A 13,300-nucleotide genomic window follows, 5' to 3' on the forward strand; every position below is an offset into this window, starting at 1 on the left:
CGCGGTCGCCGGGGCACGGACGGGTTCCTGAACGTTCCCCGGCCGGTCGGCGTCATAGCGGTAGCCGCCTGAGAGGACCTCCGCCATGACCGCCGTACGCAGAACCCCCCGATTCGTGCCCGCCGTTGTGCTGATCGGGGGGGTGATGTCGGCGACCGCCGCCTGTGGCACTGGTTCCTCGTCGTCGGCCGAGGTGTCCGGGACGAAGCCTGCGAGCGCGCACAGCACGGCCGCTTGGGAAGAGCCCGACTCCTACACGTACACATTGCAGTCGACGGAAGGGGAACGAACACTGCTGGGGGCCTTCCGGGTCACGGTGCGCGACGGCAAGGTGGCGGAGGCGGTCGGCCTCGACGACTCCGGCCGCCGGGTGGTCCGTCAGGCGCCCGCTGAAGTGCCCACCCTCCGTGAGCTGTTGGGGCAACTGGAGCAGGCCCGGCGCGACGGGGCGGACACGGCTGAAGCGGAGTACGCGGCCGACGGCCACCCGGTGCGGATCTCGCTGGACTGGGAGAAGAACGCGATCGATGACGAGGCTCTGTACGTCATCACTGCCTACGAGCCGCGCACCCGTTGACGCCCGCCATGGACGCGACAGCCGCAGCACTCCCCCGTGACCCGGGTGGGAGGCCGTCTGGGGACGGCGGTGTCGCCGGGGTCGGATCCGGTCCGGGCCGCCTGGGCGCAGGCGGCCCGGCGTGAAGCCGTGTGCGTGAAGCAGCGTGGCGATGGCTCAGTCGCTACGACCCACTCGGCGTGGGGCCCATGCCGCGCAACTGCTTGATGGTTCCGCCGAGCTTCGTACGGAACTGCTCCAGCATCTGCGGCTTTGCGGCGACGACCCAGCGCGAGCCGACGAGGTACTTGCCCCCGTACACGCTGGCCTCGTCCAGCCACGTCTGCTTGTACTTCTCCTCGGGGAAGGTGGTGATGAGGTAGTCGGCCTTCTCGGTGTGGCACAGGCCCTGGCGCAGTTCCTCCGCCTCGACGCGGATCTTGGCCTTGCAGCCGGTCAGGCCGGCGATCACCTCGACCTTCGCCGGCGCCACCACCCCGGCCGCGGGGGCGGACGATATCGACGGCTTGCTGTCCGCCGCCACGTTCTCCTTGCCTCCGCTGCAGGCACTGACCAGGGGAAGGAGCGCCAGGCTGCCGGCCACTGCGGCGCCGCGCACCAGGCGAGCGGTGGACAGGGGGCGGTTTATGACTCGCGGTTGCTGCTGCGGCACGTTGCCTCTCCGGATCGGTCGCGCCCGCCCGAGGACCAGGGGCGGAGTTACTCAACAAGGGGATACGGGTGAACGCCGGTGGCCGTTCACCCCCATGGCACCGAAGGACCCGTGGGACGGCCGGGACACCGCCCCACAGAGCTGCGCTCAAGCAGGCGTCTCTCGCCGTACGGGCATTCGCCGTACGGCAGACCGCGGTCCACTGGGTCGCCGGCCCCGAAGCGGTGTGGGCCGTCCGCCGCCTGGCCCGCGACCATTACGCCACCGGCGGCTGGAGTGGTCGTGCGGATGGAGCGCCGTCCTTCAGCTCCTCGATGAGCTTGCGGGCCCCGGCCCTCGGCATGGTCAATTGAAATGCGTCCATTCCGTCCGTCAGCAACAGCAACCGATAACCCGGTTCGAGTCGCTGACCGGCGCGCGCTTCGAGCGCATCGATCCGCTCCGGACCAAGAGCTGTCCCCCAAATCCCCTACTCGTCGCCTGGCATGATCGATGCGTGACAGGTGAACCTGGGCGGCCGGGCCGCATGAGGTACGTACTGTTCGATGTCGACGGCACGTTGATCGACGCGGTGAGCAACCAGCGCCGGGTCTGGGGAACCTGGGCGGTGCGGTACGGGCTGGACGCGGAGGAGGTCTACCGGGTTGCTCTGCGGACACGGCCGATGGAGACGTTCGCGCAGGTCGCTGCGGAGCGTGATCCGCGCGAGTGCCTGGCCACGCTGCACGAGCTGGAGGACGAGGACGTCCGGTCCGGCATCTATGCGGCTTTCGACGGCGCGTCGGAGCTGCTGAACTGCCTGCCGCCGCAGGTCTGGGCCTTGGTGACCTCGAACTACGAGCACCGGGTGCGCGGCCGTTTCCTGCGGACGGGCCTGCCGGTGCCGGACGTGATCGTGGACGCGGCTGCCGTGGAGGAGGGCAAGCCCTCTCCTGTGCCCTATCTGCGGGCCGCTGCGCGGCTGGGTGCCGAGCCGGGAGACTGTCTGGTCATCGAGGACGCCCCGTCCGGGGTGCAGTCCGGGCTGCGGGCCGGGATGACGGTGTGGGGCGTGAACGCCGATGTCGCGGTGGAGGGGGTGCACCGCCACTTCGTCAGTCTCCGCGAGGCAGTCCCTCACATCCTGGCCTTCGTGTCCGGCCCACAGGGGGATGCCGACCGTTCGCAGGGAGGCGGCTGATGTCCCGGCCACGGGCGATGGTGTGCCGCGACGTCCCCTGATGGCAGCGTTGTTCGCTATGGCACTCTGCTGTCGGCCGGGACCGTACGGCTCCACGACGACGGGCAGATCATCGCCCCGGGCACGGCGCCCAGTTCCAGGCCGCCGGAGTGCCGGCCGAGCAGCACCGGCTGCGCCGCCTGTCGGAGCGACTGCACGCCAAGGCCGACCAGTACGTACGGCTCATTGGTGACCGCGACCACCACACGCTCGCCACCGAGCCGGACGCGCTGCGCGGCGAGATGCGGCACGTGTCCGACCGCAGATCGCACCTCAACGACGCCCTTGCGTGAGCTGCTGCCCGCCGGGCCGTGGATCAGGCCATCGCAGCCGGCGCCACGGTGATCTACCTTGGATCGCTCAGCTGATCAGAGACGCTTTCACCGGCGGGTGCGGCCCAGCAGGGCCATGACTTCGGTCAGCCGCTCGCGCGCCCAGTCGTACTGCGTGGTGTCGGTGTGGCCGCGGTAGACGGTCTCGATCACCATGATGAGCGCCAGGTGCAGGCAGTACAGGCGGCGGCGCACGCTCTCGGTCTCGGTCAGTGGAGGGTGTCCGTAGCCGCGCACGAAGTGCGTGGAGTCGCCGAAGGCAGCAGCCATCTGCGTGCCTGCGAACCCGACCTCGATGAGCGGGTCACCGAAGAAGGCCCGCTCGTGGTCGATGACGCACGCGATCTTCCCGTCGCGGACCATGACGTTGCCGTCCCACAGATCCCACTCCACCAGCCGTGGCTCGCTCACCCCGTCCAGGCTCGCGGAGTGCTCGGCCAGTACCTCGCGCACCGTGTCGTAGTCCCAGCCCAGGTCGACCCGGCGGCGTTCGCCGTCGATCAGGACGTCCTCGACGATGTTCGTGAAAACCCGTCGCCAGGAGGTGTCTCCCGGGCCGGCCAGCGGTCCGAACGCCGTACTGCGGATGGAGTTGATCCGACGGTTGGCCGCGCCCACCTGCTCCTTGTATCCGGCCAGGTCCTGCGCCGGCAGTTCGGGGCCGACGATACCGAGGTTGTCGGCGCCGACGAACGGCATGAAGAACCAGTCCGCGTCGCACAGCTCGCGGCTCCGGTCGGCGAAGTCGACGCGGGGGACCGGCACGGCTGTGTGCCTGCCGATCAGGTCCAGCGCCGCCAGCTCGATCCCCATCGCGCCCTGCTCGTAGGTCATCACTTCCACCGCAGCCGGAGGCGCGATCTTCAGGACGACCTCATAGCCGTCGCGCAGCCGTATCCGGTAGGCGACGTTGAACCAGCCATGCCCCAGCTCGCTCACCCACCCCTCGCCGTCAGGCGCTCGGTCCGGACCATAGGCCCGCTCGACCATGGCCCGCAGAACCTCCGGCGACTGCCGGTTCTTCGTGATGCTCTCCACGCCCACTCCCCGCTTCGACACCAGCGACACTGCACGGCCCGCGCCTCGAGCCCACGCGCCTGCCAGGCAATGGTGACCACCGCTCGGCCGCGCCAAGTGTGCGACATCCCGTGAGTTCTCCTGAGCACCTTGGAGCCGACAACCTCGTGGCCAGGAGTTTCGTCCCTTCTGCGGTGGTTCTTCGCTACCTGATGCAACCTCAGGATTCCTGAAGATTTCTCACTGTGTCTGATCGGTCCACGGCCAGGGTCAAGGTGAGGGTCTCGGGAGAACTCATGGGTGTCGCACGGTCGGTGACACGGGCGCATCGGTCTGACGGGCGCATCGCTCCGAAAGTTCTCGTCAGGCGCCGACCCAGACCGGGGCGTCCGTGCCCCATAGGCCCGGCGGGCGTGCCCAGTTCACTGGGCCTCCCTCGTATGACACCGCCGGCAGCGCGTGCCGCAGTCGCCCCATGGGGCTGTCGGTTTCGGTCAGCCGACGCCCGGCGTCGAAGCCGTCATCCTTGCCCGGAGCGGGGGTCAGGTCGTGGATGAGCCAGTGCGCGGTCTGCGTCAGGGCCAGGCGGACCAGTCGGGTACCGCCCGTGCGGTGCTGCTCGGTGAGCGCGTGCAGCACCCCGGCCGCCAGCAGATAGCCCGTGCCGTGGTCGAGCGCCTGGGCGGGCAGCGTGCCGGGCGAGTCCGGCGAGCCCTCCAGCTCGGCGATGCCGGTGGCCACCTGGACCAGGCTGTCGAAGCCGCGCCGCTCGTGCCACGGCCCGTAACGGCCCCACGCGGACAGCTGGGCGATCACGAGACCCGGACGGCGCCCGGCGAGCGCCTCGGGCGTCAACCCGAACCGGTCCAGCGCGCCCGGCCGGTAACCAGTGACCACCACGTCCGCCTCGTCGAGCAACTCCTCGAAGACCCGGCGCCCTGTGGAGTCATCCAGGTCCAGGGTGGTCGAGCGCTTCCCCATCCCCGTGTCGTTGTGGGCTTCCTGACTTTCCGGCAGCTGTGGGGCGTCGATCCGCAGCACGTCCGCGCCGAGCAGCGCGAGCGTCCGGGTGGCGACAGGCCCGGCGAGCACCCGGGTCAGATCCAGGACGCGCAGCCCCGCGCACGGCAGCGCGGCGTCAGCGAAGACCCGGTCCGGTGCGTCGCCGACGCGCGCCATTGTCAGCAGCGGCTGCCTGGCGACCAAGTTCCCCTGCTCGCTCGTGGCCCACTCCTCGGGGCCGCGTGCTGCGACGGCCAGACCTCCTGCCGCGTACACGGTCTCCTCCACCTCCAGCGCGGTACGCCCCGCGATCGCCCCCGCCACCGCGTCCACCGCATCCTCGCTGGCATCCTCCGGCACCCCGAGAGCCGCGAGCAGCCGGGCCTGGTGGTGTGGGTAGTTGGCGTGCGTACGGACCCATCCGTCGGCCGCCCGCCAGAACCGGGACAGCGGCGCGAAAGTCGACCACGCCTGCCCATCGACCCGCACCAGCCGGTCGCTGAGGAACGCCGTTGCGACCGCCTCGTCGTCGACCCTCACCCGGGGCACGGGCCGCCCCGTGCGTACGGAGGCGAGCTCGCCTGCCGCGAGCGAGCACACCGCGACGGTGGCCCGCGCCAGCTCCATGACGGGCAGACGCGCCGGCAGTCCTCCGGACGGACCGCCGTAGGCCACCCGGTCGAGCAGAGAAGGATCGGCACCCAGTGCCGCCCAAGCCTGCGCTGTCCCTGTCGGAATTGGAGAGTCCATAGCAGCAATGTGGCACTAAGTGCCACCTGCGGGGAAGGGCCCGGGTGCCACGCACCCGGAGCCCGACGTACTGTGTGCGACATCCCGTGTTGAGGTGCAGTCCTCATGTTCCAGCCGAACCCACGGATGCATCGACCTGAGGCACAGCGGTGGACCCATGGGTTCGCGCTGAAGGACCTTCGGTTTCCCTGAACCCACGGGGATCAAGGGGTGCTGGTAAGAACCGTGTCACCAGCCGTAAACGGCGTCTCGCCCACTCCGTCGACTGCGTAGGGCGGGGCAGTTCGGCCGCGGCCGTCGCCTCGGCAAGCGCAAGCCGACCGCCCTTCAGCTCGGCCACGTACTTGTAGATGGTGTTCCTGGAGACACCCAGCAGCTTCGCAATCGACGTGACGGTGTTCCCCTGACGAGCGAGCAAGTCACGGGCGTGACGGATCTGCTCCTCGGTCAGGGCCGGCGGGTGGCCGAGCCGGGCGCCGCGGGCACGGGCGGCGTCCAGGCCCTCGTTGGTCCCCTGGATGATGAGTTCGCGGATGAACTCCGCGAGGCGGCGAACACATGGAAGACCAGGCGCCCGCCGGGGGTGGTGGTGTCCAGCGCCTCGTGCAGTGAGGTGAAGCCGATGCCGCGCTTGCGCAGGCCGGAGACGATGGCGATGAGGTCCTGGATGGAGCGGCCGAGGCGGTCCAGCGTCGGGACGACGAGGGTATCGCCTTCGCGGAGGTAGTCGAGGGCCCTCCAGAGTTCCTCGCGCTCGGCGTTCTTACCGGAGTTCTTGTCGGCGAAGATCCGGATGCAGCCCGCTTCGGTGAGGGCGTGGATCTGCCGGTCGAGCAACTGTCCCTCGGTCGAGACGCGGGCGTACCCGACGAGGGCGCCTTGCATGGCAGGAACGGGGGCGACGAGGAGGTCGATGTCGTCGCTCTGGGGTGGCTGCACGCGCGAGATCGTACAAAAACGGTGGGTTTCACCTACACTTTCCGGCCTTGCTCATCAATCGGTCGATTTATCAGCGTGACCGGATAGGGGTTCCGATCAACCGCTCAGCACGCCGAGAGACACGCCTCAGCCGTCCGCGGCGAGGCGGTCGAGCCATTCGCCGAGCAGGTGTTGCTCCGCACTGCTGAGCGCCGTCTGTTCGGGCAGGAGGGCGCGCAAGGTTCGGGCGGCGCCGGCGGGGCCGGCGTCTTGCACGACGGGTTTCTCGTGGGTGACGGCGGTGACCATGGATTCGCGCATGGCGGTGAGCAGGGCCGGGTCGCGCTGGTCCTCGGGCAGCGACAGCCAGGTGAGCACGGCGCCGCGCGCGGTTGCGTGGATGAGAGCGGCCGCCAGCTTCTCGTCGACGCGGAGCCAGCCGCCGGCGGCGAGGCGGCGGATGCGCCCCAGCAGGATCTGCATGCCGGCCTGGAAGGCGGCGGACATCGTGCCCTGTTTGGGCTCGCCGTACATCAGTGCGTACAGCTCCGGATTGGCGAGCCCGAATTCGACGGCGAGGTCCCAGCCCGCACGCAGATCCTCGACAGGGTTCTCGGGATGGGCGTCCACGTGCTTGGCCGCGAGGAACCTGGCGTAGCCGTACTCGGCCACCGCCTCCAGGAGCCCGTCCTTGTCGCCGAACAAGCGGTAGATCGCAGGGGGCTGCGCCCCGGCGGCCGCCGCGACCGCGCGGGTGGTCACCGCGTCGCGCCCCTCGCGCGTGAGCAAGCCCGCCGCGGCCTCGACAACCCGCTGCCGGGTGACCTCGCGGGCGTCGGCTGCACCATCCGGCTCCGAGCCAGGCGTGGCGTCGGCCTTCGAACCATCAGACATGAATCGATGATACCGCCAAGCTGGTTCCACTGATGATATCGATGTTATCGTCCTAGGCGTATCGTCGGAAACAGCGAGACGAGAGGAGCGCACTGTGCCTGAGAAACTGCGCATCGTAGGCCTTGAGGAACACGTGGTTCTGCCAGTTCTGCTCGATGCATGGACGAGGGCGGGAGTGCCGCAGATACCGCAGCTCGGCTATGGCGACGAGCCGTTCGCGCGGCGGTTGCGAGACGTCGGCGATCGGCGCCTGGCCGACATGGACGATCAGGGCGTGGACGTCGCGGTGCTGTCCCTGGCCACACCGGGCGTGCAGAACCTCGCGGCGGCGGACGCCGTGAGCGTCGCGCGGGAGGCGAACGACACGCTTGCCGAAGTCGTCGCCGCCCACCCGCAGCGCTTCCAGGCGCTTGCGGCCATTCCCACGCCGTCGCCCGGAGCTGCCGCGGCCGAACTGGAGCGCGCGGTCACGCAGCTCGGCTTCCGTGGCGCCATGCTGTACGGGCGCACGGGGGACAAGCCGGCTGACGCGCCGGAGTTCGACGACCTTTACACCACCGCCGAGCGTCTGCGGGTGCCGCTGCACTTCCACCCGCAGACGCCGGTACAGGCGGTGCAGGACGCCTACTACGCGGGGCTGCCGAACGGGGTGGACCGTGCGCTCGCGACCGCCGGGCTGGGCTGGTACTACGACCTGGGCGTGCAGTACCTGCGGATGATCTTCTCCGGCGTGTTCGACCGCCACCCCGACCTGCAGGTGATCGCCGGGCACTGGGGCGAGGTCGTCCTGTTCTACCTGGACCACATCGGGGTCCTGCAGGACATGGCGAAGCTGGAGCGTCCCCTGGCCGACTACTTCCGCCGGAACTTCTGGGTGGCGGGAAGCGGCACGGTCAGCGAGCGGTACCTGCGGTGGACGGCGGAGGTCGTCGGCACCGACCGCATGCTGTACTCGACCGACTACCCGTACACCTTCGGGACGCGACCCGGCGGCTTCCCCTTCCTGGACACCAGCGGCGGGGTCGCCCGGTCGTTCCTCGAGCAGGCGCCGTTCACCCAAGAGGAGAAGGCGGCCATCGGTTCCGGCAACTGGGAAAAGCTGACCGGTCATGTCGCAACCGCCACGGACGTCGACAGCCGATCTGCACATGGCCAAAGAGACAGCACCTGACCTTCGCCGGAATCGTTCCGGCGGGCCGTGCCCGGGGTAGCGGCTTTACGGCCGGTACCCCGGGTTCGCCCACCGCTCCCCGGCTGCCGTCTGCTGGTCGTCCGGCGCGGTCCGGGGTGCGGGTACGGCGGCCGCCGCGGCGAGGCTGAGGCGGGCGGCCATGTCGATTCACCTCTCCGTACGGGCGCACGTGGGACCAGAACAGCGGGGTCAGGCCGCGGCTGTCAGCATCGGTGAGGAGGCCGGCCGCCCCCTGGGCGGAAGACCGTCCACTTCCGGAGAGAACGTATGCCTGCACCGTGTGCGGAGCCGTCTCGCCCACAGACAAGAACTCCGCCCGCGTGATGCTGGTCCGGGCTGGTCTCAACCCGGCTGATGCTGAGGGTGTAAGACCTGGCCGCACGCCGTGCGGCCAGGCAGCCTGAGTCAGGAATCTCCTTCCTGAGCGCAAGCGAAGGCAGGAGAGAATTCAAGCACTGACCCGATACCCAGGCAGGAGGAGGTGCAGGTGGGTGGAGCCGACGACGCGGGGACGCCCTGAAGGCCTGTTCGTCGGCTTGTGCACACTGGACGTCATCCAGCTCGTGGACCATGTGCCGGGTGCCGACGAGAAACTGACGGCTCGTGAGCAGGTGGTGGCCGCAGGCGGTCCGGCGGCGAACGCGGCCGCGGCCTTCGCCCACTTGGGCGGCGCGGCCACGTTGCTCACCGCGATCGGCTCCCATCCGCTGGGACTTGCGGTCGCGCAGGACCTGAACCGGCTGGGTGTGACGGTGTCGGACCTGGCAGCCGACTCGGCCGAGCCACCCGCCGTGTCCTCGGTTCTGGTGACCGCATCCAGCGGGGACCGTGCCGTCGCCTCGACCAATGCGACTGGATACCGGCTCGCCCCGCCCGACGACCTCGACACCTTGGTGGCAGCCTGCGACATCGTCGAGTTCGACGGCCACCACATGGAGCTGGCCGTGGCTGCCGCCCGCGCTGCGCGCGCCGCCGGTCGTCGGACCGTCCTCGACGGGGGCAGTTGGAAGGCCGGCACCGAGAACCTGCTGCCGTCGATCGACGTGGCCGTCTGCTCGGCCGACTTCCACCCGCCCGGCACCAGCACGCCGACGGACACCCTGCGGTTCCTGCGGGAGCACGAGGTCGTCTGGTCGGCGGTCAGCCGGGGAGGGCAGCCCATCGTGTGGACGGGGCCCGACGGCAGCGGCACGGTGGACGTACCTGCCGTCCGGGTGGCGGACACACTGGGCGCGGGTGACGTCCTGCACGGGGCTCTCACCCATCACCTCGCGGTTCAGGGCCGCTTGACATCGCAAGGCTTCGTCGAGGCCCTGCGTGCCGCGGCCGCGGTGGCCTCGTGGGCGTGTTCCTCGTTCGGCACCCGCGCGTGGATGCGGCGAGGGTGACGCCGCACCCCGGCGACGGAGCCCCGCAGTTCGTCGATCCGACCGCCGCGAGTCCTGGCGTACCGAAGTCAACACATCGGATCTATCCCGCTGCATTGACGCACCTTTACCTCGTCTCTATGTTGCATCACGGGATAGCTCCGATGATTCATCGAACCTGTCTGGAGGAAACGTGTCCTCTCCCTCCGCGCCCGATCCGTCCAGACGTACCGTCCTCGCCACCGGATCCGCTCTGGGCGGCGTACTGCTGACCTCGGGCCTGACCACCCAGGCGACCGCGGCTGACCATGCCGAGGCCACCGTGCTTCCCGCCGACCCCTGGCGCACCGTTCTCGACGACGCCGACCTGGTCTGGCAGCGGATGCCGACGACCTGGTACGAAGGCCCGTTCCTCGGCAACGGGTTCCTCGGTTCCGGGATCTACGCCGAGCCGGGCGCCGCATCGACGGCCGTGCGCTTCAACGTCCAGCACTCCGAAGTGCAGGACCACCGCCCCGAGTTCGGTTCCCTCTTCGGCCTGGCTCGGCTGCCGATCGGGTACTTCACACTTGAGCCGGTGGGCGCGATCACCGGCCTCGACTGGCGATTGTCGCTGCATGACGCCGAGTTGACCGGCACGCTCACCACCGACAAGGGCACCCTGACCCTGCGCGCCCTGGTCCACAACGACCGCTCGGTCCTCGCCGTGGAAGTGACCGCGAGCAAGGGCGAGAGCGGCTTCCGCTGGGTGTTCCACCCGGCGGACGCGATCAGTCCGCGGGCGGCGTTCAAGCCGCTGCCGGACGGCTACCAGGGCAACCCGCCCGCCGAGGTCGCCGACCACGACGGGACGACCGCCGCCGTGCAGCCGCTGCTGGCCGGCGGGCAGCACGTCACCGCATGGCGGGAGCGGACCAGGAGCCGGACGCGGACGCTGTATGTGCACGTCGCGCACTCGTACCCGAAGAACACAGCCCTGGAGCAGGCCCTGAAGGCGGTCCGCGCCGCGGACCGGCTCCCCTATTCAGCCCTGGCAGTGACCCACCGCGCATGGTGGCACGCCTACTACCGCAAGAGCTTCCTCTCCCTCCCCGACGCCCGCATCCAGCGTTTCTACTGGATCCAGCTCTACAAGGCAGCATCCGCCGCCCGCCGCGACGCCCCTGTCATGGCGACGAGCGGACCCTGGCTCGAGCCCACGCCATGGCCCAACACCTGGTGGAACCTCAACGCCCAGCTGGAGTACTGGCTCATCCATGGCTCCAACCACCTCGAACTCGACGCGATCACCAGGGCGTTGAGCGAGTTCCGGGACAACCTCGCCAACGAGGTGACGCAGCCGTACCGCGCCGATTCGCTCGGTATCCCCCGTACCACCGATCCCCACCTGGTCAATGGCGCGGCCAGCACACTGATGGGCTACGGCGTCGGCATCCCCGGCCAGAACCCGCCGACCCCCGAAGTCGGCAACCTGACCTGGGCGTTGCACAACGTCTGGCTCAGCTACCGCCACACGATGGACAAGTCGATCCTCCGGGACGTCCTGTTCCCTCTCCTGCGCAAGGCGATCAACTACTACCTGCACTTCCTCGAGCGCGGCCCGGACGGCAAACTGCACCTGCCCGCCACCTTCTCCCCGGAGTACGGCGGCGACTCACGCGACTGCAACTACGATCTGATGCTGCTCACCTGGGGCTGCCGCACTCTCCTCGAAGCCGCCGGACTCCTCGGCATCGACGACGTGTTGGCGCCGCGCTGGCGCGAGGTGCTGGCCAAGCTGGTGCCGTATCCGACCGACGCGAACGGCTTCGTGATCGGCGCGGACATCCCCTTCGCGAAGTCCCACCGCCACTACTCTCACCTCCTCGCGGTCTACCCGCTGTACGAGGTGACCGGCCGGACCCCCGACGAACGCGCCCTGATCGAGAAGTCACTGGCGCACTGGGTGGGCTTCGAGGGCGCCCTGCAGGGTTACACCTTCACCGGGGCCGCCTCGATGTCGGCGCTGCTCGGCAAGGGCGAGGACGCACTGCGGTATCTCGGTGAGCTGATGACCCGCTTCATCCAACCCAACACCATGTACAAGGAGTCGGGTCCGGTCATCGAGACGCCCCTGTCGGCGGCCCAGTCACTGCACGACATGATCTGCCAGTCCTGGGGCGGGATCATCAGGGTCTTCCCCGCGCTGCCCGCCGCGTGGGCGGACCTGGCCGTGCACAACTTCCGTACGCAGGGCGCCTTTCTGCTCAGCGCGCGCCGTCAGGGCGGTACGACTCGTTGGGTGCGACTGGTCAGTGAGGCGGGCGCTCCCTGCGTCGTACGGCACGGGATCGCGGGATCGGTCGACGTTCGGGACGGGCGGGACCGCCCCCTCCGCTACTCCGATGCCGGTGACGGCGCCATCCGACTCGCCCTGCGCAAGGGCGAGTCGGCGCTGATCACCGCGCGGGGCGACCGGCCCGACCCGACTGTCGCGCCCGTACGCCCGAACGAGGACGCGCCCCGCTGGGGGCTGCCCCTCATCTGAGCGTGGCCGGATCGAGGGCAATGCTGTCACTGTTCGTGGTGGATCACGTGACCGCCCGTCACAGTCAGCCGGACGGGGGCCTCGGCCAGTTCGTCGGCCGGAGCCGCCGTCGGGTCGACCCCCAGGGCTGTGAGGTCGGCGCGGTGGCCCGGGGTGATGCGGCCGGCCGTGACCGATTCGCACGCGGCGCGGGCGGCGTGGGCGGTGCAGCCCTCCAGTGCCTCCGGTCCGGTCGGCCCGGCCCGGGCGGAGGCCGCGCCACGAGGCCGGCGAGCTGTCGCCAGGACCTGGCGGACGCCGTAGTGGGCGATGGGCCAGTCCGAGCCCAGGGCGACCGTGGCGCCCGCGTCGCGCAGGTCTCGCAGCCTCCAGGCGTGGCGGGCACGGTCGGCGCCCAGCCGGCGGGACCACTCGTCGGCGCGGGTGTGGGCGGTGTGCGGCGGCTGCATGGACGCCGCCACTCCGAGCTGCTCGAACCTGGGCAGCAGCTCGTCCGGCGCCGTCGCGCCCGGACAGGAAGACACCAAGGAACGCGGGCGACCAGCGCACCCAGAACCGTTCGGGATGCGCGCAGTGCCGGGCAGTGGGTCCAAGACCCACTCCTGCTCACTGATCAGGAACGGTACGCCAGTGCCGCCAAGAGCGGGTCGGCGCTCCGGTCGGCCGCACGGCTGTTCACGCATCTGACCCGGAAGTCCTGCCGTCCGACCGTGTAGGTCCACGCCAATAACCGTCGCGCAACCTCTTTCCCACTCAAGAGGGTCGTGGCATGCTCACCGCTCGACGCAGATCTGAACGTCGTTCATATCCATGGAAGCAAACATGGGAAGGGCGGACGGGTATGAGAAACGCT

General features: G+C 69.7%; 10 protein-coding genes and 3 pseudogenes. 7 read left to right on the forward strand and 6 right to left on the reverse strand.

Annotated features, from left to right (window positions below; genetic code table 11):
* Positions 1-85 precede the first annotated feature (85 nt).
* Entirely contained in the window at positions 86-577 is a 492-nt protein-coding gene (locus ACFV7R_RS34460; protein ID WP_385270552.1) for a DUF6174 domain-containing protein, read from the forward strand.
* 163 nt (positions 578-740) lie between these two features.
* Here ACFV7R_RS34460 and ACFV7R_RS34465 read toward each other — a convergent pair whose 3' ends face one another.
* Entirely contained in the window at positions 741-1,175 is a 435-nt protein-coding gene (locus tag ACFV7R_RS34465; RefSeq protein ID WP_385270555.1) for a hypothetical protein, read from the reverse strand.
* Positions 1,176-1,755: 580 nt separating this feature from the next.
* On the opposite strand from ACFV7R_RS34465, the gene ACFV7R_RS34470 reads away from it, so the two are divergent.
* Together ACFV7R_RS34470 and ACFV7R_RS34475 are read left to right on the forward strand one after the other, a co-directional pair.
* The gene (locus ACFV7R_RS34470) at positions 1,756-2,409 is read left to right on the forward strand and encodes an HAD family hydrolase (protein ID WP_385270558.1); all 654 of its coding nucleotides are present in this window, start codon (positions 1,756-1,758) and stop codon (positions 2,407-2,409) included.
* 149 nt (positions 2,410-2,558) lie between these two features.
* Positions 2,559-2,741, forward strand: coding sequence for a hypothetical protein (locus tag ACFV7R_RS34475; protein ID WP_385270561.1), 183 nt, complete (start codon positions 2,559-2,561; stop codon positions 2,739-2,741).
* Positions 2,742-2,828: 87 nt separating this feature from the next.
* Here the strand turns inward: ACFV7R_RS34475 and ACFV7R_RS34480 are convergent, their stop codons facing one another.
* The 4 genes and pseudogenes from ACFV7R_RS34480 to ACFV7R_RS34495 form a co-directional block, all read right to left on the reverse strand.
* Entirely contained in the window at positions 2,829-3,818 is a 990-nt protein-coding gene (locus ACFV7R_RS34480) for a phosphotransferase family protein (protein WP_385270564.1), read from the reverse strand.
* A gap of 342 nt (positions 3,819-4,160) precedes the next feature.
* Positions 4,161-5,549, reverse strand: coding sequence for a CoA transferase (locus tag ACFV7R_RS34485; RefSeq protein WP_385270567.1), 1,389 nt, complete (start codon positions 5,547-5,549; stop codon positions 4,161-4,163).
* Between the two features lie 346 nt (positions 5,550-5,895).
* Positions 5,896-6,434, reverse strand: a pseudogene (locus tag ACFV7R_RS34490) (recombinase family protein); the annotation flags it as partial.
* A gap of 180 nt (positions 6,435-6,614) precedes the next feature.
* Positions 6,615-7,361, reverse strand: coding sequence for a TetR/AcrR family transcriptional regulator (locus ACFV7R_RS34495; RefSeq protein WP_385270570.1), 747 nt, complete (start codon positions 7,359-7,361; stop codon positions 6,615-6,617).
* Positions 7,362-7,536: 175 nt separating this feature from the next.
* Between ACFV7R_RS34495 and ACFV7R_RS34500 the strand changes: the two genes are divergently transcribed.
* The 4 genes and pseudogenes from ACFV7R_RS34500 to ACFV7R_RS34515 all read left to right on the forward strand — a co-directional run bounded on the left by ACFV7R_RS34500 (position 7,537) and on the right by ACFV7R_RS34515 (position 12,447).
* Positions 7,537-8,532 carry an amidohydrolase family protein gene (locus tag ACFV7R_RS34500; RefSeq protein WP_385270572.1) on the forward strand — a complete coding sequence of 332 codons (996 nt, stop codon included), beginning with the start codon at positions 7,537-7,539 and terminating at the stop codon, positions 8,530-8,532.
* Positions 8,533-8,801: 269 nt separating this feature from the next.
* Positions 8,802-8,957, forward strand: a pseudogene (locus ACFV7R_RS34505) (RNA-guided endonuclease TnpB family protein); the annotation flags it as partial.
* A gap of 87 nt (positions 8,958-9,044) precedes the next feature.
* A complete protein-coding gene (locus ACFV7R_RS34510) occupies positions 9,045-9,941 on the forward strand; it encodes a PfkB family carbohydrate kinase (protein WP_385270575.1) in 897 nt (298 codons plus the stop codon).
* A 172-nt stretch (positions 9,942-10,113) separates the two neighbouring features.
* Positions 10,114-12,447, forward strand: a complete 2,334-nt coding sequence (locus tag ACFV7R_RS34515; protein ID WP_385270578.1) for a glycoside hydrolase family 95-like protein — start codon at positions 10,114-10,116, stop codon at positions 12,445-12,447.
* Positions 12,448-12,473: 26 nt separating this feature from the next.
* Here the strand turns inward: ACFV7R_RS34515 and ACFV7R_RS34520 are convergent.
* Positions 12,474-13,004, reverse strand: a pseudogene (locus ACFV7R_RS34520) (amidohydrolase family protein); the annotation flags it as partial.
* Positions 13,005-13,300: the final 296 nt, after the last annotated feature.

The sequence above is a fragment of the Streptomyces sp. NPDC059866 genome, assembly GCF_042731325.1.
In the GTDB taxonomy this organism is placed as follows: Bacteria; Actinomycetota; Actinomycetes; order Streptomycetales; family Streptomycetaceae; genus Streptomyces; species Streptomyces flavusporus.

Excerpts from the sequence above, each read along its gene's own strand:
- ACFV7R_RS34495 (WP_385270570.1), bottom strand. The coding sequence starts at position 7,361 with ATGTCTGATGGTTCGAAGGCCGACGCCACGCCTGGCTCGGAGCCGGAT.
- ACFV7R_RS34470 (WP_385270558.1), top strand. The coding sequence starts at position 1,756 with ATGAGGTACGTACTGTTCGATGTCGACGGCACGTTGATCGACGCGGTG.
- ACFV7R_RS34485 (WP_385270567.1), bottom strand. The coding sequence starts at position 5,549 with ATGGACTCTCCAATTCCGACAGGGACAGCGCAGGCTTGGGCGGCACTG.
- ACFV7R_RS34460 (WP_385270552.1), top strand. The coding sequence starts at position 86 with ATGACCGCCGTACGCAGAACCCCCCGATTCGTGCCCGCCGTTGTGCTG.